Here is a 23,721-nt window from a genome sequence, read left to right as displayed (position 1 = left end):
AATTTTAATATCCGTAAATATCAATGATCTCGTCCGTATAAACGCCCTGCTTTTCATATACGATCAGCGGTTTTTCCACGGTCATCCTCGGATTTCCTCCACGGATCCCACCGATCAGCACCATATTCGGCTCTTTATCCACAAACGGATACACCAGTTTCATGCGCTTCGGCTCGATCTTATACTTTGTCATGGTCACCATGATCTCCGCCAGACGAAACGGACGGTGTACCATATAAAAGCGGCCGCCCGGCTTTAAGAGCTTCGCGCTCTGTTTTACAACGTCATCCAGCGTGCAGAGCACCTCATGCCTCGCGATATATTTTGCCTCTTCGCTGTTCTTTAACCCATGCTGTCCGATCATATACGGCGGGTTTGTCGTGATCACGTCAAACGAAGACGGCGGAAACAGCATGGATGCCTCTTTGATATCTCCATCCACGATCGATACCCGCTCCTCCAACTGATTATAGGCAACACTTCTGCGCGCCATATCCGCGCTCTCTTTTTGGATCTCAAGCCCGGTGAAATGTCTGCCCTCGGTTTTCGCTTCCAAAAGGATCGGTATAATGCCGGTTCCCGTTCCGAGATCCAGCACCTCATCCCCTTTTCGCACCTCGGCAAAACCGGAGAGTAAGACCGCGTCCATGCCAAAGCAGAAACGCTTCGGATCCTGGATGATCGAATACCCGTTGCGGTTTAGATCATCAAACCGTTCTCCCGGATGTAAAAAATCACTTTGCGTCATCGAGTTTCGATTTTCCTCCCTTGTCCTCCAATGCGGAAAGTTCCTTTAATTCCTGCGCGGACAGCTTCAGATTCTCTTTTCTTCTGCGCGGGCGGAATTTCAGTTCCTTTACCTTATACTCGCGCAGTTCCTTCTCATCGTTGACCTCAACGATCACCTTGACTAACTGGCGTAAAACATTGACGCTTTGCACTTCGCCCCTGACTCCGTCTATCGTTGTTACGGTATCTCCGATATTCGGCAGACGGCTGTTTAGGTACTCATAGGTCTCTTCCTCATTCTTCAGACAGCACATCAGTCTGCCGCAGACACCCGAAATCTTGGTCGGGTTTAAGGAAAGGTTCTGCTCCTTTGCCATCTTTATGGATACCGGCGCAAACTCGGACAGATAGGATTTACAGCAGAGCTCCCTGCCGCAGATACCGATCCCGCCGAGGATCTTGGTCTCATCACGGACACCGATCTGGCGCAGCTCGATTCTGGTGCGGAATACCGAAGCCAGATCCTTTACCAGCTCACGGAAATCGATTCTTCCATCCGCCGTAAAATAAAACAACAGCTTGTTATTGTCAAAGGTATACTCCGCCTCTACCAGTTTCATCTCAAGCTTGTGCTTTGCGATCTTTTCGAGACAGATCTTAAACGCGTCCTTTTCTTTTTCTTTATTGCGCCGTTCCTGTTTTTCATCTTCTTTGGTGGCAACACGGATCACAGACTTTAACGGCTGTACAACCTTGTCATCCGCAACCTCCCTGGGTGCGATCATGACCGTTCCGTACTCCACGCCTCTTGCGGTCTCGACGATCACATGCGTCCCCACCTTCATATCACATTCCGCAGGATCAAAATAATATATTTTTCCCGCGCTGCGGAATCTGACACCTACTACTTTTACCATCCTAATTCTCCTTTATCGTCAACAGCAGCAATTCAATGACCAGATCAAAATTAACATTTGCGTTTAAGCGGATCTTTGCCTTCTCAAGCGCTTCTAAAATGTTTTCGATCCCGCCATAAGAGCTTCTGCTGGCTTCTTTCTTAATCTCATAGACCTCTTCTTTAAAAATCAGTTTATTTACATCGGCAGTTGCCTTATAAAGCAGCACATCCCGGTACCAGATCATGATCAGGTCAAAATAATCGTTGATCTTAAGCTTGTAATTTGAGATCTGCTTGACTGCCTCAGTCATCTCATAAAGTTCAATATCATCCAGACGCTTGATCAGCTGAAGCGCCGAATTTTTGATCTCGTTAAAATCTTCGGACTCCGCGAGCTCGATCGCCTTGCCCACATTTCCCTGCGCAAACGCCACGCACACATCTGCCTTGTAATCCGGGACTTCGTAATTTTCCATCAGATATGCCTTGATCTTCTCATCCGGAACCGCTTTTAAGCTGAGACGCACGCATCTCGAAAGGATCGTCGGCAGAAAGATCTCCGCGTTGTTGGTCAAAAGAAGGATCACCGCGTAAGCCGGCGGTTCCTCGATGGTCTTTAACAACGCGTTCTGCGCCTGCACGTTCATCTTTTCCGCCTCGTCCACGATATAAACCTTGTATGGGCTGCTGTACGGCTTTACCCCGATGTCATTGTTGATCTGGCTTCTGATGTCATCTACAGAGATCGTATTCGGTTTTTCATGCTGCAGATAAATGATGTCCGGCTGATTTTTGCCAAGTGCCTGCTTGCAGGAATGACATTCCATGCAGGGCTCCGTTCCTTTCTTTTCACACTCAAGCGTCATGGAAAACGCGTCCGCGATCATCTTCTTTCCGCTCATATCCGGTCCGTCTAAGATATAAGCATGAGATACCTTATCTGTTTTTATCGCGTTCTGCAGATGCTCAATGATCTGCTCATGTCCTAAAATATCCTGAAATCCTGCCATTTGTCTTCCCTCCTGCCTGCTTGTTTTTATGTCAGTATATCGAGCAAAAGTCCCTCGATCTCACCGATCTTATTTAGTATGGCGATATGATCTGTCTCATCCTTGATCAGTTCTTCCGCCAGCTCATTTAAATTCTCGTCAACCAGCCGGATGATGCCGTACACCCGGTGTCTTCCCTTTCGGTCGAGGAAATTCTCCCTCGAAAATTTGTGGGAACGGTTCACGATCTCATTCATGAAATCCCGGATCAGCCCGCGGTATTTTTTCATATCACGGATATCCATATGCCTTGCGATCAGCTGCCCCTGCACCGAAATGTTGTTGAGCAGCAGATTTAATTTTTCTTCGAGACTCGCGTCCGCGATCGCGCTGGTCAATGTAAACTTGAATGTTCCATCGTCCTGCTGTACCGGTGTCGTTCCCTCCACCGGCGCGGAAGATGTTGTCTGATTTACTCTGATATCCATGATATCCCACCCCCGTTGCCTATTGTTCTATATCGGCTTTTATGTAGGAAACCAGTTCTTTGCAGGTAGTGTTTTTCTCCGTATTTTCAAACCATCTGCAAATTCCTGCCGCCTTTAATCTCTCTGCGGAAAAATCCACGCTGTCCGCGAGGAAACGTCTGCAAAGCTCCGCGTAATTCGGCTCCTTTTGCGCCCTTTCCCTTGTAAGCGCCCGCAAAAGACGCTCGCCGTCCTCTACTTCCACATAAAGCGGAACGAGCTTTTCCGCTCCAAAATAATCCCGCATTTTCACATAAGATTCCAGTGTCCCGATGACCAGATAATTGTCCGTGGCAAGATCGATCTGACCATCATCCACCGTAAAATACTTCCAGATGCCGCAGATCGTATCATAAGCCCGAAGCTCAATGATCTTTCCCTCCGCCTCCAGTTTCTTTTGCGTTTCTTCCGTGACGAAATGGTACTCCACACCTTCCTGTTCCCCGACACGGATCGGTCTTGTGGTATAAGGCACGATCGTCTTCAACGCCAGCCCGCTCTCTTCCAAGAGCATCTTAAAGAGCGTATCTTTCCCGGATGAACTTTTTCCCAACAAACAGTATATCTTTCCCATATCGTTTCTCTTTCTTAATTATAATATAGTCTTTAAAAATTGACAACGTTTATCCAACCGTCTTCCACAGTTCCCTGGACATTGAGCCCCAGTTTTCCACAATTTTTCATGTTTTCCACGACCTGTCCGGTGATCTGCTCGCCCGGCACCAGCATCGGTATCCCCGGCGGATAAAGATACACATACTCTGCTGCGATCTTTCCCTCCGCCTGATCGAATGAAACTTTGCGCACTCCCCCGTCCACCGCATCCGCGATCTCCATTTTCTTTTCGTTTTCCCGATAGACACGTTTGATGAAATCACCGGAAGCATCTTTTTTAGATCCGAGTGTCCCGTCCACTGCAAGAAGCGCCTCTGCAAGCCTGTCAAATCCCTCTTTCCGGTCCATGATACTTGTCATCGCGGTCACATAAAACCCGGATGCCATCTCCATCTGGAGCCCGTAACGCGAAAGCAGAATATCATAGAGCTCCTGCCCCGTCATATCCGTATCTCTCACCGACAGGATCAGTTTGGACGGGTCAAAATCAAAGGCTTCTTCCGTGCCAAAATCTGATCTCTTTAAAATTTTGATCTTTTGCAGTTTTTTCGTTTTTTCAAAAAATTCCCGCAATCTCGCTTCGTAATCGGAAAAGAGCCGCCCGCCGTCCTTTTCCAGCATACGCACACACTTCTCGATCCCCGCCATAAAAATATAAGACGGCGAACTCGTTTCGTAGATCCCGAGGAATTTCCTCATCTCTGCTTCCGAAACCCAGTCTGACTGCAAATGCAAAAGCGCGGTCTGCGTAAACGCCGGAAGCGTCTTGTGGATGCTCTGGATCACAACATCCGCGCCAAGTGCCTTTGCCGACACCGGAAATGCCTCCGAAAAGCCGAAATGCGCGCCATGCGCCTCATCCACGATGAGCGGGATCCCGTGTTCATGCACGATCCGCGCGATCGCTTCGATATCCGAAACCACACCGTCATAAGTCGGAGATGTAATGACAACGGCATCGTGCTTTTTTTCTCCCGCCAGCGCCAGGCGCACCTCATCCGGCCGGATCGCTCCCTGTATCCCCACCTCTGTGATCTGCGGATACAGATAGTCCACCGAAAGTTCGCGCAGATATGCTGCATGATAGACCGCCTTATGGCAGTTGCGCGCCATCAGCAGCCTGCCGCGTTTCGGGACTGCGGCGCTTACCGCTGCGAGCAGTCCGCAGGTGCTCCCGTTCACGAGATAAAAGGTCTGTTTCGCGCCAAACACCTTTGCCGTGTGCGCCATGCCATCTTTTAAGATCCCTTCGGGATGATGCAGGTTGTCAAATCCGTCGATCTCCGTGATATCGATCTGATAAGGATTTGGGAAGAAAAGTCCGGCGCGTTTATGTCCCGGCATATGAAACGGATAGGTTTCGCCCGTTGCGTATTTCTCTAATTTCTGATCCAGCTGCTCCATATTTTCCCTTATCTTCTTCTCCGTCTTCTGCGCTTCTTCCATTTCTTCGACGCCTTGATCGTCTTATACGGGCTTCGGTTATTTCTGTCGATGGAAACCCTTCTTCTCCAGATCTGGAATTTGGAGAACGCAAAGAGTGCAAGCAGCACAACTGCCACTACCGCCACAATGCCAAGAAGGATGCGTAAGATCACACGGAAATTGATCCGAAATGTCTTTTCCTTCGTCTGCTCCGTATCGGTAAGCGTCTCGGTCTCCTGCTCTGTATCGGTCTGTGCATCGACATTTCCAAACGCGAACGGCTCCACGGTCGCGCCGGTCTTTACGATATCCGCGCCGCCAACGACACGATCCGCATAGGTATAGCTGATCCTGCCCGCCACATTTCCGCTCGCGTTGCTGTCATCCACCGTCGGGACCGCGTCGGTAAACGTGGCTGTCTTCGGAATGACGATCGCTCCATTTGTATCTATATTCACGAATTTTTCGTTTGTATTAAAATCTCCGGTATCCACATCACCGCCGGACAGTCTTGTCTCATTATCCGCAATGTTTAGGATCTGGAAATTGTCAAAGCAGTAGTCAAACAGCGCACGGCTGTCATCCCACTGTCCCGGGGACTGCACATCCATCACCACACAGATCAACGTCATGCCGTCCTTCTGCGCATAGGTCACAAGTGTGGAGTTTGCGGCTTCGGTGTATCCTGTCTTTCCGCCGACACAGTATTCATACACATGCTTCGCCGTGCGGAACGGATGCAGCATGCAGTTGTGGTTCTGAAGCGGCGTCTCGTCCACATGCTTATTGGTCGGCGGTATCATATAGGATGGCGTTCCGGTGATGATGCGGAACATCTCATTCTGCCATGCCGCCTTTGCGATCAGCGCCATATCGTAGGCACAGGTATAGTGATTTTCATCCTGAAGCCCGTGCGGATTGTTAAAATGCGTATTCTGGCAGCCCAGTTCCGCCGCCTTCTGATTCATCATGGAGACAAAGTTCTCCATGGTGCCGCCGATGTGCTCCGCCACCGCATATGCACACTCATTCGCGGATTCGAGCATGACCGCGTAAAGACACTGCTCCAAAGTCATCTGCTCTCCGACATCACGGGCGATACCGGACCCCTCTGTCTTGTATACCGCGTCACTGGAAAAAGTGACCGTATCACTTAAGTTTCCGTTTTCCAACGCCAAAAGCGTCGTCATGATCTTGGTGATACTCGCCGGATAATGGGCATCCATGCTGTTTTTCTCATACAGGATCGTGCCTGTACTTGCCTCCATCACGATCGCGGACGCGGACTGCACGTCCGGCGCCTCCGGCCAGAAATCTGCCGCCTGTACTTTTCCCGGATTTATAGTAATAGAACATACCGCACACACGATCGCAACTGCCATGCATGCAGCTCTTTTTATTTTCTTCATGGTAATAACTCCTTTAAAATTCCGTCTCAAACCTCAAACGATACAATTTCTAGTATAATATTGAATTTTGCCTGCCGCAACACTTTTCCCATATTTTTTCCCGTCCAGGGGAAGAAAATACTTTTTTTCACCCTGTAGTTATAGTAAAATGAAATCTGGTATTAAAATTTTGATAAAGAGGTATTCGATGAGACTTAGAAATATTAAAGGTGCGACAGAAGCGATCGAAAGCAGTCCTTACTGTATCCAGGCACCGGCTGAAATGAAAAATCACTGGAGAGAATTTTTCGGAAACGACAATCCGATTCATATTGAAGTGGGAATGGGCAAGGGGCGCTTTTTGATGAACCTCGCCGCATTACACCCGGATATCAACTACATCGGTATCGAACGCTACACCAGCGTTCTTTTCCGCGCGATCCAGAAAATGGAGGAGGCGCCCCTGCCGAATGTCCACTTTATCTGTCTGGACGCAGATGCACTTCCTGAGGTTTTTGATGAAAAGAGCATTGATAAGATCTATCTGAATTTTTCTGATCCGTGGCCCAAAGACCGTCATGCCAAGCGCAGACTGACTTCCAGACAGTTTCTTGCCCGCTATGACCAGATCTTAAAGCCGGACGGTGTCCTGGAATTCAAGACAGACAACCGGGATCTTTTTACATTTTCGCTCGAGGAAGTTTCCGAAGCCGGCTGGACGCTAAAGGCATCCACCTTTGATCTGCACAACGATCCGGTTTTAAACGAGGGCAACATCATGACCGAATATGAGGAGAAATTTTCCTCCAAGGGCAATCCGATCTGCAAAATGATCATCTGCCGTTAAAGCGGAACATCTGCTCCGTCACTGCATCTCCGGGATTTAAGACGATAAAATTATCGTCATAATCTCCGGAGATGATTCTTTTTAAGATATCGCACGAACCCGTGATCTTTTCTTTCTTTAGCGGGAGATAACGGCATATCTCCTCCGCGTTTTTTTCTGTTTCTTCTATATTATGTGCACCGGTGTCGATCACATCCATGGTATGATACCCTCCGTAGATCGCATCTAAGATCTCCGGCGCATTTTCTCCGTAAGTTTCCGTGATCTCCTTGCACTGCCCCAGTACAGATTTTTTGTCTTTGATCCATCCACCGGTCAGGTACAGATGCCCTGCCTGTATTTTCGAGCGGCAGGTGCGCCCCTCTGTTTCCCGGTACAATAGCTGGCTGATACAGTCATCAAATCTTGGCAGAACCAGTCTGGTGTTTTCACTTATGAGCCCGACCGTGCCGTATCCACAAAGTCCATATGTCAGAACGATCTCATCCACATTCTGATGTTCACTTATCAACACCGAGAGCCTTTCTTTTAACTCTTTTGGATGTTCATGCATACCGCGCGGCTGCTCTATGATCTCCGGAAGCACACTTTGCCCCGCGCAGGCTTTTTTCAGTTCCTCTGCAAGCATCCCGCAGGATACGATCAACCGTTTCATTTTTTCCCTTTCCGCATATACTCTTATTATAAGGAGGATTTTCCATGAAAATGACCAGAATGATTTTCTACCGTCTTTACAAACATGATCTTTACCGAAAAGGCATCCCTACGATCAAAAAGTCGTTCCGTGAAGTAAAAAAATACTTCAATTCCAAATAAGCACTGGACTTTTTCTGTTTGGCATTGTAAAATGTCTTTTGGCAATAAATTTCAGGACAAAAAAAAGCACCGACCCTGTAGCTACCTACAAAACCGATACTTTAGTATGCGCCTTCAGGGGTTCGAACCCTGGACACCCTGATTAAGAGTCAGGTGCTCTGCCAGCTGAGCTAAAAGCGCTTGTTCTTGTCGAACGCAAGATATATTATATTATAGGTTTCTAAAAAATGCAACACTTTTTTTTAGAAATTTTTAAAAAAAATTTAAGGAGACATTTATGAAGGTACAAGAGAGATTATTAAACTACGTTTCCTGCCATACGACATCCGAAGACGACCAGGAAAACATTCCAAGCACCAGCCGTCAGTTCACACTGGCGCACATGCTGGAAAAAGAACTGACGGACATGCATCTGTCCCAGGTAACTGTAGATGAGCACTGCTACGTCTATGGGCTTCTGCCTGCGACCCAAGGCTATGAATCCAAAAAAGCGATCGGCTTTATTTCCCATATGGATACTGCCCCGGATGCTTCGGGCGAAAATGTAAAACCTCAGGTAATTCCTGATTACGATGGAAAAGACGTTCTGTTAAAGGGAACCGGTGACCTCTTAAAAGTCAGTGATTTCCCGGAACTGAAAGATTTTAAGGGCCGCACCCTCATCACAACGGATGGAACCACGCTGCTCGGCGCGGACGATAAAGCAGGGATCGCGGAGATCTTAACCGCAGTGGAAGAGATCATCCGTGAGGACATTCCACACAGCGACATCTGGATCGGTTTCACCCCGGACGAAGAAGTCGGACGCGGGGCGGATCTTTTTAACCTTGATTATTTCAAGGCAGATTACGCTTACACGGTTGACGGCGATTACGAAGGCGAGATCGCCTATGAAAACTTTAACGCCGCCGCCGCTTCTTTTAAGATCAAGGGCGTAAATGTCCATCCGGGTTCCGCAAAGGACATCATGGTAAACGCAGCCGCTGTTGCCTGCGAGATCCAGAGTCTTTTGCCGGAAGCAGAAACCCCGGAACACACCGAAGGACGCGAGGGCTTTTTCTCGCTGATGCATATGTCCGGCGAGATCGCGCACGCAGAGCTTTCTTATATCATCCGCGATCATGACAGAAAACGGTTTGAGGAACGCAAGGCGCTTCTTACTTCCATCGCGGATCAGATGAACCAAAAATACCATGCGGACACCGTATCTTTAACCGTAACCGACAGCTATTACAATATGCTTGAGGTCATGAAGGATCATATGTATGTGATCGAGATCGCAAACGAAGCGATAAAAACGGTCGGCATTCCGCTTGTTTCCACTCCGGTGCGCGGAGGTACCGACGGTGCCCGGTTAAGCTATATGGGTCTGCCGTGTCCGAACCTCGGAACCGGCGGCTACGGATTCCACGGCCCGTATGAACACATTACCGTAGAAGGCATGGAACATGCAGTAAAGATCATTAAGGAAATTGTAAAACATCCGGTTGAAAAATAACAGCGACAGAGACGGGATGCGTTCCTCGTCGCCATTACAAAAAACGATCGCAGAGATTTCTCTCCGCGATCGTTTTTATTTTAACATTCTTTACATATTCGCAAATAATGCCGCGATCTCTTCCGGTGTCATTTTCCGGTTTGGATCTGCATCTGCCGTCGGTGTCGGTTCCGGTTCTGGCATGACTTCCGGTTCCGACTGAACTTCGGCTTCTGGCGCAGATGCCGGCTCCGGCTCATTCTGCATACTTGCAAGCAGTGCCGCGATATCGTCAGGCCCCATCATCTTGTTCGGATCATCGGCTTCCGGTTCCGGTGCCGAATGTTTTGCAAGTGCCTCAAGCGCTGACTTCGGATGCGGTGCCTCTTCCTGAACCGGTTCCGGTGCTGCTTCCGGTTCTGGCTGAGTTTCCGGCTCTGGTTCGGCTACTGGCTCTGCCTCAGGAGCTGGTGCTGCTTCCGGTTCCGGCTGAACTTCAGCTTCTGGCTCTGGTGTCGGCTCCGGCTCACTCTGCATACCTGCAAGCAGTGCCGCGATATCATCCGGGCTCATCATCTTGTTCGGATCATCCATTACAACCGGTTCTTCGGTCTGTCCCGCATCTGCTGAAATTTCCGGCTCTGCCATCGGCTCCTCTTCCTCGATCACCTCAGATACTTCGTCTTCGGCAGGGATCAGTTCCGGCTCGGTGATGACATCTTCATCCGCGTCCTCGGTCGGAATGATCTCCGGCTCCACCTCGTCAACATCCGGCATGATGTCCGGTTCGCTTATTACCTCTGCTGCTTCCGCGAGCTGCTCCGGCAGTTCTTTTTCCATCTTCCGGAACAGATCCGCCAGTTCATGGCTCATCTCGTCCAACATCTCTTTCTGCTGTGCCAGCAGCTCTTTGTTGGACTGCTCTAACAGATTTTCGAAACCATATACTTTCTCCATCATTCTGTCATTGCTGTTCATAAGCGCATCTGTGTTTTCCTTACTGCGGCTGATCGTGATCTTCGCGATCGCCTTCTGGATCGAGATGATCTCATCCTTAGGTGCTTTCACTTCTTTTCTGACTTCACCGATCTGTTTTTCTATTTCCGTAAAATGCTTCCGTAACAACAGATAGGATGCCTTCTGCGATTTAAAAACATCCTCATAAAGTTCTTCCATTTTTTTCTGACGTTCCTCGCTCTGCCGCAGGATCATATTCACAAGAAGATATACGAGCACCAGCATGATCACCGCTACGATCGCCATGTTAATATAACTTTGTGAATCATTGATCATAATGTACAATTCTACGACCAGTAAAGCAGTAAGTGCCATTACTGAAAAAAGAATTGCGAATTTCTTACGATTCTTCCCCATGAGACGTTTCCTCCATCTAATGTAATATTCATCCATTTCTTTTCTCTAATATAGCACAAAAGCCGCTCTGCGACAACCACAGAACGACAAAATGTGCGCTTCGGTCCAACCGGAGCAGATGCTTTATTTTCTTATGATTCTTAACTGTTTTTTATATCCCGCACGCTTTGCAAACTTCCTTTGTCCACCGTTTTTCATCCAACAGCAGTTCCTCATGCTGCAGGTCAAATTCCCGGATGTCCGGATTCGCAAAATACTTGAAATACCGTTTCAAATATTTCTCTCCCATTTTCTTTGCGTAAAATACATGAATGACGGTTCCCGGCACCTCGATCTTGGTGCCGACTTTCGTATAGAGATCCGTGCAGAACTGATTTTTCATCGATTCCCTGGAAATAAAGGAAAAATCCATCCCGCTGTTTATTCCCATCATTTTCATAAATTTCTTTATGTACTCGGATCTGTCGCTTTCCTCGTTCATTTTCTTCTCCAGTTTCTTTTTCAATCCGGAGCTTCCATTTCCGGTAATCAGCGGATAAAACACCGGTATCATGAGCGCTGTCTCTAATTTTGCCAGCCACTTTGGCGCCTGATCCATGTCACTGGAACCGATCATCGCATGATCGATGTGGACATTCTGCCGGCTCACCAGCAAAGATACGACCGAACCTCCGAGTGAGCAGCCGTATGCCGCAAATATTTTCCCGTCAAACCGTTCTTTGATAAACGCTTCGATCTTTTCTGTCTCATCCAATTCGGAAACAAATGTCGTGTTCTCTGTCTCATCAAATCCGCTGTAGCTTACCACAAGCGTGTAAAAGTGCTGCTGCAGAAGGTCGAGAACATGTCCGAAATTATTTTTCCAGTAACAGCAGGTTCCCGGAAAGAGCATGATAACCGGCTTCTCCTGATCTCCAAATTCATATACTTTCATTTCTTCCACTCCCAGTCCGTACATTTTCTACGATATATTTTTGTTCTTTGGTTAGTTAGGACTAATGTATATTTTAACACACTGCATATTGAAGTGCAAATTGAAGAAACCGCAATCTTACGAAAGTGTAAGTTTCTCCCCCGAAAATGTAAGCCAATTCGATGGTAGATCGTTTTGTCCCCCACTACTCGGGAGTTTGACAGTTGAATATTTAAAAAAGTTATCGCAGGTCGCATAAAACCTACATTTTTTCGTTTTACTATGTACCTGTTCGTAATAGTGTTATATGCTTAAAAGAAAAAGGATTTTGTGTTATGTATATTGCAGTTACAGGTAGTAAAAACAATAAAGATGTTTACATTTATCAGTCATGCCGAAAAGAAGACGGGAAATCATCTTCTCGTATCTATAAAAAGCTCGGAAAATACAACTCTTTGTTGGAACAGTTCAATGGTGATGATGAAAAACTTATGGCCTGGGCTAAAAGCGAAGCCGCCAAAGAAACCGAACTCTACAATGAGCGCACTGGGAAAGTTACGGTTGAATTCTCGCAGGCTGCCTGCATTCCTATGAACAAGGCACGTTCCTTTCATGCTGGTTATGTCTTATGATGGAACAGAAAAAGAGCCTGCAAAACGCATTAAAATAAAACGATCTCTCGTTATATTTCCGTTTTGCAGGCTCCTTATAGTCTTCTGCTATATTCAGCTCGTTTACAAACTCTTGCGCTGTGGGATCATCTTTAAGGATTCTCGGTGTTACCGGAATCAAGGTTCCGGCTCCTCTGTCCAGTCTGATAGTCCGCCCACTAGCTCATTTTATTCAGTTATCGTATCTGTTCAGAACCCCCGTTAGTTGAAAATGATATCCGGGGTTCCGTTCAGTGCTTCGCGGATAGCTGTGAAAGCATTTATTCCATGCTTACGGGCTGATCCGATATAGCTCATGATTGTAAGATATTCCTGTGCACCTTTTTCACTCCGGAAGCATCCAGAAACCTTGGTTTTTACTTTTACCATTCTCAGATCACGTTCCGCCTGATTGTTATCAAAGGGTACACAGAGATTCTTTAAAAACAGGCAGACTGACTCCTTGTAATTATCCAGTCTGCAGATCAAATTTAATACTTTGCTTTTTTTCTTCCGACCGCGCTTTTTAGCTGAAGTTTCAGGAAGTGGATTTTCCCCATATGCAGTTTTGATGATGGAATCATACTCCATATCAAATTTATAGCGGTGATAGCAGCTGACCTCATCCTTACCGGAAAGAAGTGCTTTATCATGTACCTTTTTCATATCGAGCAGAAGCTCCTTAAACCTGACTGCCCATGTCTGCTCCGGATGGTTTTTCCATCTACGCGGGTGCCGGTTTCATCACAATGGACCAGTCCAAGCGTGATCATTTTCAGACGGATCCGCTCATAAGTATCTTTCAGCGCTTCCGCACAGCGGGTTACCATGTTTTTGATGGTTCCTGTTGCCAACGGGATGTTAAACACGCTGGACAGGATTTCATGCGTACGATTGATGCTGACGGCACCAACAGTGTTGAAAGCTACAACCATCGCCTGAAGATTTTTGCCATACTGGACAGCTGCCTTGATGTTTTCAGGAAATGATCCTGTTTTTACACCGCCATGCAAAGGACATCCGGTACAGTCAGAATGCATATGCTCCCTGATGTGGTCTGGATTGGAAATGACAGAGAGATGAACCCCTTCATGACCTTCCTGGGCACCCTGTTTCTTCCCTGAGGATTCGCGGAGACTTCGGTGATTTGGTGCAAAATCTGTCCGGCAAAATGACGGTGGATAAGTATTAAATTTGAAGGTACAAATGCTTATAAATATATCTGAAATCGTCTCAAAAGACGAAAATGAAACGGATAAAATGCCGATGTTTGAGGATTATCCACAAGTTTGGTATACAGATAAAAAATCAGCATTTTTGTCCACAAAATAATAGCAAATCAGGGTAGAAAAAATTTTTTAATTCTCTGTTTTGCACAACAGCTGACAACGACCCCGAAGGGGGTTCTGAACAGTTACCATATAATTTAAAATGTGCATTATCAGTTTAAAACCAATAACGCACATTTCCTCATTGCATCCTTTTCCCGCATTTATATATGTCACGAGTCAAATTATAGTTCCTACCTGCGACAACTTTATATGTAAATTCAACATCAATAATTTTTTGCACCGTTTTTAATTTCTATTTTCTGCAACTTTAAATTTCCGGATCATTTCACGCAGATTTTCCGCTTCACTGCTCATCTCCTGACTGGCTGCTGCACATTCTTCAGATGTTGCCGAATTCGTCTGTACGACATCATTGATCTGTTCAATTCCATCATTAATCTGTTGGATTTCTGTTGTCTGTGTCTCTAACGTTTCTGCAATATTTGTGACTTCTTTTGTAATGATCTGGGAATTCTTAGCGACCTCCTGCAATTGTGATGCCGTCTGCCCTGCAATCACCATACCCTTTTCCACGGCTTTCACAGAGGTTTCAATCAATGTTGCGGATTCCTCTGCTGCCTGGGCACTCTGGTCTGCCAGCACATTTACCTGATTCGCTACAACTGCAAATCCCTTTCCTGCCTCCCCTGCTCTTGCAGCCTCAATGGAAGCATTCAATGCAAGCAGATTCGTCTGGGACGCAATTTCATTGATTGTTGCAATGATCTTGTCAATCTCTTTTGATGCCCCGTTGATCTCATTCATAGAATCAACCATATCCCTCATTTTACCATTGCTTTCCAGAATGGCATTTCCAAGTTCGTCTACTCTTCCACTGATTTCTTTTGCGGATTGTGAATTTTTTCCTACCTGTTCAGAAACACCTGCGACTGTTGCGGTCAGTTCTTCTACAACTGCTGCCTGATTTGTTGCTCCATCCGCAAGGTCATTGGAGCTTGATGCCACCTGATCTGCGGCACCCGAAACTTCATCTGAAACATGCTGGATTCCCTTTATTGTCTCTGCCATGCTTTCTTCAAACAACATAAAGGAGTTTAGAATTCCAACGAAATCCCCTTTCCACTCTACTTCCGGCTGCACATCAAAATTTCCTTCTGCAAACATCTTCATTGCACGTCCAATATCATCTACATAGCTTCCCAGAATGCGGATGGATTTGCGCATATTGTGTGCCAGTCTTCCAATCTCATCATCTGAACGGTAGTCCAGCGTGCTGTGCAGGTTTCCATCTGTTAATTCCTGTGCAACGGCTTCCACTTCACGTAATGGTACTAAAATTGACTCAAGTACTTTTTTGCCTGTTTTTATTGTCAGTTTCCATGCCAAAACCAGACAAATAATAATACACACAATTCCTGCCACTGCAAAAATAACCGTAATTCTGACTGCCTGGCTGCTTACCTCATCGGTCATTTCATCTAATCTTATTGCAATTTTTACGGCGTCATTTAATGCCGGGGTACAATCATTCAGAATTGAATCAACTGCCTTATCCTTGTCACCGCTTTTGATTTCTTCCATGATGGAATAACCAATGTTTCCCCAGTCTGCAAGGGCAGATGCGTATTCTTCATAATCCGCATCCGGAACAACTCCGGAGTTCTTTAAATTTTTCAGTTGGGTATCAACTTCTCCAAGCAGTCTTTCTACCGTCTGCTCATAACCGTCATAAGAGGATGCATCATTTTCTAGTGCCATTTCCCTGATATTTCTCGCTGCTGCGTTAACATTTATCCTGCAGGTTTTCACCGCCCGGTCTGCAACAGTAACATTTTGTACATAATGCATCATATTGGCAAATAGCATACCTATGACCACAATAGAAAACAGACCTGAGACTAACATCATAATAATGACTTTTCTGTAGCCATAGTTTATCCTTTCCTGCAGATGCAAATTTTCCAAGTTCTTTTTCATCATATTTTTCTTCGACAACATAGTTTGCTATTTCCTTTCTCTTTTATTCGACTCTTATATATCAAATTTTTTTCTCAAAGTCAATAAATTTCAGGAACAATTTTATTATTCTATTTTTCACACAAAATGTTGTACCCATCCCCCGAAAAATACAGCGCTTTTACCATTTTTTTCTAACTATATACTTATTTTTCAGTCTTCTTATTTTTTCCCTTTTTCACAACTAATACACACCGTTTTGTTATGTCTCAGCCTGTCTACCATAGATCTTAGGATCAGTTCCCTGCTCATGGTATTTACCAAAGACACCTCTATCGCTGATAATTCAATGTTAGCCGGGATAAGGTCTACGCCTTCTTTATGGTGTAAGATTGTCTTTTCTATATTCAGTTTTTCATCATTCACAATGTTCATCATCAGTGTTGCCAGAGAATACTCCATTTCATCCGGCTCCTCATAACCAAGGCTGATTGTAAGACTTCCCTGTGGATCTGCGTCTATCAGAAGCACTTTCTTTCCTTCCTGTGCCAATCCTATTCCAAGATTTACACATGATACTGTTTTACCTACTCCACCTTTTTGATTTGATACTGCTATTACTCTACACATAATCCGTTCCTCCTTTCCTAAATCCAGTTACTATTTCTCCATGATTTCAATATTTCCAGTATTTCTCTCCGCATCGGTTCCGATGTATAGGTTGGTGGGAAGAATCTGTATAACTGTTCATTCTTAAAAACTACTCTGTCTGCTTCCTTTTGTTTTATCTCTCCAAGGATTCCTTCCGCTTCGCTTTCTGTAAGCTTTCCAGCCTCACTTAATTTCTTGATCCTGATTGCCTGCGAAAGTGATGGCGTACACTGGGTTGCCTCCATTGCATCAATAATTTCCTGCTGTTCTTTCTTTTTAATGGCATCCTATTTCATCTTGTAGGCATATGCTTTCTCACTTGGTGTAATCTGCTCTCTCTGTAAATTAGAATCCACCATAGTCACTACAGCCTCATCATCCTGCATCATGCGGATAATGACAGGAATTTTCTTATACCCCAGTCGCTCCGCTGCATATTTCTTAATACTGTCCTGTAGTTCAATCATCTGACTGTCACCGATCACCTTGTATGGATGATTCGTAAAAGTTCTTAACCGCTCCATTTCAATTTCAACTACTTTTTCATCCGAATCTCTGATATCCGTCTTTTCTGTCAATGACATTTCCTCCTTTTCCCTGAACGAAAAAAATCGCCCATACTAGAATTTTTAATCTAATCTGAGCGATACTTCGTCAGGCCTGTTTTCTTCAAGCAATGTTATCGTCGGAGAGTATATGTGTCAGGGCAGAATGCCGCAGTCTGTCCGGGAACGCTACTTGAAAATGAAGGAAGCTCCTGATCATCCGGCAAATCTTGATGTATTGATCCAGAATTTTGACTGTGCATTGTCTCACCCTGATGCCAATGACCTGGAAAAACTGGAAGAAGCCGTTATGGATCCATCCTTCTGATAAGACCATAAAATAAGGCAGCCCCACATAGCTGAGTCTGCCTTACTCTCTTTATTTAACGTTGATGCCACTGGCATATTGCTGCAGAAACTGTTTCTTTCCACATGGTCTTCCAAAATAATATCCCTGCAGATAATCAACCTTCATTTCTTTCATTTTCAGAAGCCATTCTTTTTCCTCGATGCCTTCTGCGCATATCCTGACGTTAATACTATGTACCATGGGGATGATATTTTTATATAATTCATAATCCCTGTCACTGTTCATCGCCTTGGCAGTAAAATCCCTATCCATTTTCACGTAACTTGGATTCATATCACGGATACAATGAAGATTCGAATATCCTGTTCCAAAATCATCAATCACAAAGGGAATCCCGTTCTTGTCCAGAGTTTTACGGAATTTACAGAACGAAGGTGTCATATCCATAAATCCGCTTTCTGTCATTTCAACACATAAGCATTCCGTCTGTAATGAATATTTTTGAATTGCATCCAGAATATCCCGCTCCACATTGCCTTGCAGGATCTGAACATAGGATACATTTACATTCATCCGGAAGTCAGGAATATATTTCTGCATTTCACAGCACATTGCTGCAGCTTCGTTCAAAATATATCTTCCGGCTGGAATGATCAATCCGGTCTCTTCCAATAATGGGATAAACTCCATCGGTGAAACAAACTCCCGCCCTTCTTCCGTTATCATGGAAAAACGCATCAGTGCCTCTGCTCCAATGATCTGTTTGGACTGACAGTCCACGATCGGCTGGTAGTATACTTCAAAGCCATCATAATGGTTTACAATAGCATTACGAAGTGTTGCTATGATTCTTCCTTTTCGTAAAAAGACCTCATAGTCATCCTGGTCAAAAATATAGAATCCATTTTTACCCATGCTTTTTGCCTGTTTCAAGGCAAATTCAAACTTTTTGCGGCATTCTTCGGTTCCCTCACAAAATGTTGCTGCATCTATAACACCAATAGAAATAGAAAATATAGCTTCATAATTTTCGGCTACTATGAAATTACGAAGTTTATCTGTAATCTTTTCTTTCAGTGCCACAGCGTCTTCTGCGGAGGAAGCTTCCAGATCCACGATCACATACTGATCCGCTACCAGATGGTAAATTCTCTGCTTGTCTGAAAGGCATTCCTTCATACAGCCGGCTACGCTTCTCAGGATATAATTACCATAATCAGCTCCCCTGGAGCTATTGATCGCTCCAAAATCATCAATTCCTACATGCATAAAAAATCCCTTGGTAATGGGTTCTTTTTGTCCACGCAGGTAAGCAAGGAATTCCGGACCGCCAAGCAGTCCTGTGACATTATCGGCTCTTCTCTTGTTGCCGGTCTCATTCAGACACCCGACCAGATACTCTGCCTTTCCCTGCTGATCAATGATCACGATACCACGGCTGTTAATCCAGACCGGCATACCTTCTTTATCAAGCCACCTGTAATGAAGATTATGTACATTTTCTCTTCCTTCGCATATATCCGCAAGATGCTTTGCAAGCATCCTGCGGTCTTCCTCATATACTACCTTCATAACTTCATTTGCAGCATCTGTCAGAACATTTTTCGACATATTAAACCGTTCCACAGCTGACTGTGAAATCTCAAAGGTATCATTCTGCAGATCAAATATATACAGGTAATCATCCATACAATCTTTAATGATCTCAAATAAGATTTCTCCTGTCTGCTCTCCAAACACTTTAAATATATCATTAATCACAACAAGAACCTTCCTTCCGACAGCTTCACTCTATTCCTGCCATTTTTCTAGAATAGCTTAAAGATATTCACGCGGTCATGCATCTTGGCTGCTCCCTCTGCCAGATTAATACTGATCGCGGTATTCTCTTCTGAGGATGCTGCATTACCCTGTACCACGCCGGACAGCTGTTCAATTCCCTGGCCGATCTGCTCCAAGGACTCTGCCTGGGAGTTGGCTTTCTCCATGGTGTTCTCTGCAAGCTCTGCAAAGGACTCCATATCTGCAATGATCTGATTGAATGCGTCTGCTGTTGTTCTTGTAATCGTATTGCCCTTTTCGATTTCCACTAAGGTCTTATCGATCAGATCTCTTGTATTTACAGCAGATTTTGCACTGTCTGCTGCCAGCTTGCCGATCTGATCTGCAACCACCGCAAAGCCTTTTCCTGCTTCTCCTGCTCTGGCAGCTTCAATGGAAGCATTCAGGGATAACAGGTTGGTCTGGGAAGCAATATCCTCGATATCTGTAATAATATTACCGATCTCCTTGGAGATTTCTGTAATGTGCTCCATTTCCGTGAGCAGCTCGTTCATCTTTTCTTTTTCTTCGTTCGCTTTGTTTGCAGAGGCTTTTACACGTGCCGATGCGTTCTGTGTTTCTTTCGCTGTATCTTCAGCCATATCCACAACCGTGTCAATGGTGGCATTCAGTTCCTCGATGACTCCTGCCTGCTCTGTTGCACCATCCGCCAGGGATTTTGATGCATTTTCCACCTCGGATGAATTCGATGATACCTGTTCTGCCAGATTGCTGATCTCGGTCAGGGTACTGTTAAACCGTTTCAGAATATACAGCAGTGATGTCTTCAATTCCGAGAAATCGCCCAGGAAATCTGTAATATCATCACCATTTCTGGTCAGGTCACCCTGCGCTATTGCCTTTACCTCCACAGAGATCTCGCTGACATAATCTGCCAGAATACCCATGGCTTCTTTCAGATTCCTGATGGTATCGCCAAGCTCATCCTCAGACTCATAGGTAAGCATTTCTACATTAGACAGTTCGCCCTTACGCAGGCTGGCAACTGCTGCCGCTATCTGTTCTACCGGCTCGGTAATGGAATTGGTAATGATCCTTCCGATCAGTGTCGTCACTACAGCAATCGCAAGACCCGCTGCCACGATCACAATAAATATGATTACAGTGCATACATTAGCCATGGTCTTTGCCTGATCTAATTCTACCTGGTACTTGTCACGTAATATAGTTAATTTCTCAGCAAAAGCCTTATATTCTTCATACACCTGTCCCGTCATCAGCTTCGATGCTTCCTGCTGTTTACCTTCACGGCTCAACTGCAGAATTTCATCTGAAGCAGCCCTGTATTCTTCCCATGCAGTGCTTGCTACTTCATAATCATCCTGTCCTTTTTGAGCTTTGCTGTCTGCAGAAATTATTGCATCCAGCTTCGCATCGGTATCCTGGATCTGACTCTCCAGCTTCTGGATTTCTTCTTCGCAGGAGTTCATGACTGCTGCATCTGATTCTACCAGATGCTGATACTGTTTGATTCTGTATTTCGCAGTCATTGTCTCTAAATCCTGCAGATATTCCAATGACGGAGACCAGACCTTCGTGATCTTCTCTATATTTGAACGGATCACTAATGTCGAGATCAGTGCCACCAACACTAAAAATAATGTCATAACAAGCACTGTCATTCGATATACTTTTAATTTTCCTTCAACCTTTAAGTTAGTTATACGCTTTTTGATCTTTTCCATGATAGTTTTCCCTTCCTTTGTAAATTATTGACTCAAACTTCACACATTAAAATGTGCCTATGCACCTAATTTTGCAACAGATACCGTGTATCGTTTCATGAAGATGGTTCAAATTAACTGGATGCGTTTTACTACAATCCTTGCATCCAGAATCATAAACAACGCTATTCTTCCACTGGATTCGGAAGACCGTGCCAATGTTCTTATTATAGACGATTCCATGTTTGAACGTAACCGTTCTAAAAAGGTAGAGCTTCTTGCAAAGGTCTATGACCACGCAAAACATAAATATCGCTTCGGATTTAGAATGCTTACTCTTGGATGGTCAGATGGGAGTACATTTTTGCCGGTAAACAGCATTCTTCTTTCTACAGAAAACAAAAATATACGACATGATTTCGGGCATGTCAAGAGCAGACGTCAAAAACGTCCTTCTCATCATGCATACAGATTCTGTTATTCTGGGAGTCGTCCCTCATACATAATGCTGAGTTCGCCGTAGACCTGTCCCCAGTTCCGAATGCTCATAGTCCATTTTTTAGTAACACGATCCAGAGCCAGTCCAGCATTCAACGGATAAGGGAAATGAAAACCATTGATGATTATATTCTCTGGACACTGTAAAATCCAAATCTTTTGCGGATAATATCAACCGTCTCATCCATTTTCACCTGTTTTTCTCTTGCCTGCGGATCCATGAATATATCCAGCTGCTCCCAGAAATAATCTGTCACAAGATCCGTTGCGCGTATTCCTATGCTCCGCAGTGGCTTTTGAAAGAACTCTGGCCGGTTGCTTTTCAGTTCCTCATCATCTGCCGGTAGTCTGTAGTTATCTTTGTATAGCCTGTATCCAGCCTCTGCAATCTCTTTGGTGATATTGCTCGCATTCTGTAACTTTACCTGTTTTGAAAAATGGAACAGTTCTTTGTCACGGACACTGATCTCAACAGTCCGGCACCATATAGTTACAAAAAGACCAGAACGTTTTCTGTTCATAGTAGCTTGTTTCAATATTCCAGCGTAACGAATATAGCAACAGTGGAATGTATTTCATACGGTCACTTCCGGTCTGGTTCAATGGTGCTTTTTCCTGCCATGCACAGAAAATCTGCAGATCTTCCGGGAAAATGGTACTGAAAAACGGTCGTTTTGTACCATGTTCTTTTTCTGTGGCAGTGGCATAGGCAAGGACTTCCCCGACGACCGGTCTGTGCAGGTGCAAGATCATACATGACAGAATCAATCCTTGCATTGTCAATCAGATCCAGATTCGGATATTCATCAACGATGGATACCAGATTCTGTTTTGTATACCAGCTGTCACAAAGGATGATGATATGATCTTTGCTGTGAAATTCAGGCATAACCTGCCGGATCATGGAGGCTGCCAGTTCCAGTTTAGATTCTTTTTTTTTCTGGATGTTTCTGTGATATACTTATACGCGGTCGTATCAGACCGGAAAGGAAATATTATGTTACAAAAATTATATGTTTTTTTCAGGAAAGAAACCGTTTTGTCAATTGCAGTGATCCTGGCGCTTCTTTCTATGTTCTGGGTCAGACCGGATAAGGCTTATTTTACTTATATCGATTTCAGGACTCTCGGGCTCCTCTTCTGTTTGATGGCAATTGTAGCTGGTTTGAAGGCTGTTGGTGTTTTTGATATACTTGCCAAAAAATTGCTGATGGGAACATCGGGAACTGTGGGTGTGATCAGGCTGTTGGTACTCTTATGTTTCTTCCTGTCAATGGTGATCACCAATGATGTGGCATTGATTACTTTTGTTCCTCTTGCACTGATCATTGTGCATAAACTGCCAAAGGAACTGGGCAATTACTGGCTTCTTAAAATAGTAGCCATGCAGACAATCGCTGCTAATCTCGGAAGCATGCTCACACCAATCGGAAATCCGCAGAACCTTTATCTATATGCCAGAGCAGGGATGTCCGCGGCAGAATTAATAACCCTGATGCTTCCCTATTCCGCCACAGCACTTATCCTTCTTCTGATATGGATACAGGTAGCCGATGCCAAAGCACCTCACGTATGCGGTTCCGAAAAAGATAAAACTCTTTTGGGATTCTCTGACAGAAAAGAACTTAACATGGAATACCTGGCCGCTTACCTGATCTTATTTACAATCTGCCTGCTCACCGTTGCACGTATCATTCCATACCAGATTCCTCTTGTATTGGTTCTTATATATATGCTGCTAAGAAACAGGGAAAATATAAGCAGGGTGGATTACTCCCTGCTTGCCACCTTTATCGCATTATTTATTTTTATCGGCAACCTTGGAAGGATTCCGCAATTCAGCAGTTTTCTGGAAAGAATCATGGCAGGAAGGGAAACACTTACTGCTGTTCTTGCCAGTCAGATTATGAGCAATGTTCCCGCTGCGCTTCTTTTATCCGGCTTTACAGATAATTACCGGGCTTTAATTGTCGGAACCAATATTGGAGGTCTCGGCACTCTGATTGCATCCATGGCAAGCCTGATAAGTTTCAAATATATTGCAAAAGAAAACAGGAATCTGAGAGGGAAGTATTTGGGAATATTCACAGCCTCCAATATTATATTCATGATATTCATGTTAATATTGTATTTTTTTCTTAGATAGTGTCTGCTGATCAAGCCGCAAACACTTGATTTTACTGACTTTTGCCCCACTTTCTGGTATAATGATAGCAAGGATTTTGACGAAAACAAATCGTTTTTCTTGCAGTTTTTTACAGATTTTGAGCATACGAGGGACTAAAACAATGTACAAACCGATCGACAAGCTACAG

General features: G+C 44.9%; 20 protein-coding genes, 1 tRNA gene and 5 pseudogenes. 6 read left to right on the top strand and 20 right to left on the bottom strand.

The annotated features are described in order from the left end of the window. Window positions 1–4: 4 nt before the first annotated feature. The 7 genes from H8Z76_RS09095 to H8Z76_RS09065 are packed head-to-tail and all read right to left on the bottom strand — an operon-like array spanning window position 5 to window position 6,592. Window positions 5–748, bottom strand: a complete 744-nt coding sequence (locus tag H8Z76_RS09095; RefSeq protein ID WP_186982289.1) for a tRNA1(Val) (adenine(37)-N6)-methyltransferase — start codon at window positions 746–748, stop codon at window positions 5–7. Continuing rightward, window positions 735–1,646, bottom strand: coding sequence for a PSP1 domain-containing protein (locus H8Z76_RS09090; RefSeq protein ID WP_022515112.1), 912 nt, complete (start codon window positions 1,644–1,646; stop codon window positions 735–737). The genes H8Z76_RS09095 and H8Z76_RS09090 overlap by 14 nt, the downstream gene beginning before the upstream one ends. A 1-nt stretch (window position 1,647) precedes the next feature. Continuing rightward, on the bottom strand, window positions 1,648–2,637 hold the full coding sequence (locus H8Z76_RS09085) for a DNA polymerase III subunit (protein WP_186982288.1): 990 nt from the start codon (window positions 2,635–2,637) through the stop codon (window positions 1,648–1,650). A 26-nt stretch (window positions 2,638–2,663) separates the two neighbouring features. Beyond that, on the bottom strand, window positions 2,664–3,104 hold the full coding sequence (locus tag H8Z76_RS09080; protein WP_022515110.1) for a YaaR family protein: 441 nt from the start codon (window positions 3,102–3,104) through the stop codon (window positions 2,664–2,666). Between the two features lie 19 nt (window positions 3,105–3,123). Then, a complete protein-coding gene (locus H8Z76_RS09075) occupies window positions 3,124–3,717 on the bottom strand; it encodes a nucleoside/nucleotide kinase family protein (RefSeq protein WP_022515109.1) in 594 nt (197 codons plus the stop codon). Between the two features lie 32 nt (window positions 3,718–3,749). Beyond that, window positions 3,750–5,204, bottom strand: coding sequence for an aminotransferase class I/II-fold pyridoxal phosphate-dependent enzyme (locus H8Z76_RS09070; protein ID WP_243240506.1), 1,455 nt, complete (start codon window positions 5,202–5,204; stop codon window positions 3,750–3,752). Continuing rightward, window positions 5,171–6,592 (bottom strand): D-alanyl-D-alanine carboxypeptidase family protein, encoded by a 1,422-nt coding sequence (locus H8Z76_RS09065; RefSeq protein ID WP_022515107.1) that lies wholly within the window; start codon window positions 6,590–6,592, stop codon window positions 5,171–5,173. Before H8Z76_RS09065 ends, H8Z76_RS09070 begins: the two co-directional genes overlap by 34 nt. Window positions 6,593–6,779: 187 nt before the next feature. Between H8Z76_RS09065 and trmB the strand changes: the two genes are divergently transcribed. Continuing rightward, a complete protein-coding gene (trmB, locus tag H8Z76_RS09060) occupies window positions 6,780–7,418 on the top strand; it encodes a tRNA (guanosine(46)-N7)-methyltransferase TrmB (RefSeq protein WP_186982287.1) in 639 nt (212 codons plus the stop codon). On the opposite strand, the gene H8Z76_RS09055 is transcribed toward trmB, so the two are convergent. Next, window positions 7,405–8,073 carry a DUF1638 domain-containing protein gene (locus H8Z76_RS09055; RefSeq protein ID WP_022515105.1) on the bottom strand — a complete coding sequence of 223 codons (669 nt, stop codon included), beginning with the start codon at window positions 8,071–8,073 and terminating at the stop codon, window positions 7,405–7,407. The genes trmB and H8Z76_RS09055 overlap by 14 nt on opposite strands. Window positions 8,074–8,341: 268 nt before the next feature. Beyond that, a tRNA-Lys gene (locus tag H8Z76_RS09050) sits at window positions 8,342–8,414 on the bottom strand. A 97-nt stretch (window positions 8,415–8,511) separates the two neighbouring features. Between H8Z76_RS09050 and pepT the strand changes: the two genes are divergently transcribed. Next, entirely contained in the window at window positions 8,512–9,732 is a 1,221-nt protein-coding gene (gene pepT / locus H8Z76_RS09045) for a peptidase T (protein ID WP_186982286.1), read from the top strand. A 90-nt stretch (window positions 9,733–9,822) separates the two neighbouring features. Here the strand turns inward: pepT and H8Z76_RS09040 are convergent, their stop codons facing one another. Further along, a complete protein-coding gene (locus tag H8Z76_RS09040) occupies window positions 9,823–11,085 on the bottom strand; it encodes a hypothetical protein (protein WP_186982285.1) in 1,263 nt (420 codons plus the stop codon). Between the two features lie 151 nt (window positions 11,086–11,236). Further along, window positions 11,237–12,019 (bottom strand): alpha/beta fold hydrolase, encoded by a 783-nt coding sequence (locus H8Z76_RS09035; RefSeq protein WP_022514861.1) that lies wholly within the window; start codon window positions 12,017–12,019, stop codon window positions 11,237–11,239. Between the two features lie 314 nt (window positions 12,020–12,333). On the opposite strand from H8Z76_RS09035, the pseudogene H8Z76_RS09030 reads away from it, so the two are divergent. After that, window positions 12,334–12,624: pseudogene (locus H8Z76_RS09030) on the top strand (IS1634 family transposase); the annotation flags it as partial. Window positions 12,625–12,870: 246 nt separating this feature from the next. Here H8Z76_RS09030 and H8Z76_RS09025 read toward each other — a convergent pair. From H8Z76_RS09025 to H8Z76_RS14010, 5 genes and pseudogenes are all read right to left on the bottom strand, one after another. Beyond that, a complete protein-coding gene (locus H8Z76_RS09025) occupies window positions 12,871–13,314 on the bottom strand; it encodes an IS66 family transposase (protein WP_022515163.1) in 444 nt (147 codons plus the stop codon). Next, window positions 13,311–13,688 carry an IS66 family transposase gene (locus H8Z76_RS09020; protein WP_243240503.1) on the bottom strand — a complete coding sequence of 126 codons (378 nt, stop codon included), beginning with the start codon at window positions 13,686–13,688 and terminating at the stop codon, window positions 13,311–13,313. The genes H8Z76_RS09025 and H8Z76_RS09020 overlap by 4 nt, the downstream gene beginning before the upstream one ends. Window positions 13,689–14,225: 537 nt before the next feature. After that, on the bottom strand, window positions 14,226–15,938 hold the full coding sequence (locus tag H8Z76_RS09015; protein ID WP_186982284.1) for a methyl-accepting chemotaxis protein: 1,713 nt from the start codon (window positions 15,936–15,938) through the stop codon (window positions 14,226–14,228). A gap of 225 nt (window positions 15,939–16,163) precedes the next feature. Next, a pseudogene (locus H8Z76_RS09010) lies at window positions 16,164–16,526 on the bottom strand (ParA family protein); the annotation flags it as partial. 17 nt (window positions 16,527–16,543) lie between these two features. Then, window positions 16,544–17,131, bottom strand: a pseudogene (locus H8Z76_RS14010) (ParB/RepB/Spo0J family partition protein). Window positions 17,132–17,216: 85 nt separating this feature from the next. Between H8Z76_RS14010 and H8Z76_RS09000 the strand changes: the two are divergent. Beyond that, window positions 17,217–17,420: pseudogene (locus H8Z76_RS09000) on the top strand (flavodoxin family protein); the annotation flags it as partial. A gap of 51 nt (window positions 17,421–17,471) precedes the next feature. Here the strand turns inward: H8Z76_RS09000 and H8Z76_RS08995 are convergent. Both H8Z76_RS08995 and H8Z76_RS08990 read right to left on the bottom strand, forming a co-directional pair. Continuing rightward, a complete protein-coding gene (locus tag H8Z76_RS08995) occupies window positions 17,472–19,163 on the bottom strand; it encodes an EAL domain-containing protein (RefSeq protein ID WP_186982283.1) in 1,692 nt (563 codons plus the stop codon). A gap of 47 nt (window positions 19,164–19,210) precedes the next feature. Beyond that, on the bottom strand, window positions 19,211–20,929 hold the full coding sequence (locus tag H8Z76_RS08990) for a methyl-accepting chemotaxis protein (protein ID WP_186982282.1): 1,719 nt from the start codon (window positions 20,927–20,929) through the stop codon (window positions 19,211–19,213). A 64-nt stretch (window positions 20,930–20,993) separates the two neighbouring features. Between H8Z76_RS08990 and H8Z76_RS08985 the strand changes: the two are divergent. Further along, window positions 20,994–21,362: pseudogene (locus H8Z76_RS08985) on the top strand (transposase); the annotation flags it as partial. 169 nt (window positions 21,363–21,531) lie between these two features. Here H8Z76_RS08985 and H8Z76_RS08980 read toward each other — a convergent pair. Next, window positions 21,532–21,927, bottom strand: coding sequence for a DinB/UmuC family translesion DNA polymerase (locus H8Z76_RS08980; protein ID WP_330595046.1), 396 nt, complete (start codon window positions 21,925–21,927; stop codon window positions 21,532–21,534). Then, the gene (locus H8Z76_RS14035) at window positions 21,875–22,183 is read right to left on the bottom strand and encodes a hypothetical protein (RefSeq protein ID WP_186982281.1); all 309 of its coding nucleotides are present in this window, start codon (window positions 22,181–22,183) and stop codon (window positions 21,875–21,877) included. Before H8Z76_RS14035 ends, H8Z76_RS08980 begins: the two co-directional genes overlap by 53 nt. Before the next feature lie 220 nt (window positions 22,184–22,403). On the opposite strand from H8Z76_RS14035, the gene H8Z76_RS08970 reads away from it, so the two are divergent. Next, window positions 22,404–23,552, top strand: a complete 1,149-nt coding sequence (locus H8Z76_RS08970; protein WP_186982383.1) for an SLC13 family permease — start codon at window positions 22,404–22,406, stop codon at window positions 23,550–23,552. Window positions 23,553–23,721: the final 169 nt, after the last annotated feature.

Source organism: Roseburia yibonii (assembly GCF_014297335.1).
Lineage (GTDB): Bacteria > Bacillota > Clostridia > Lachnospirales > Lachnospiraceae > Roseburia_D > Roseburia_D yibonii.
Note: the sequence above shows the minus strand (reverse complement) of the source record. Positions and strands in the feature narration are given on the sequence as shown.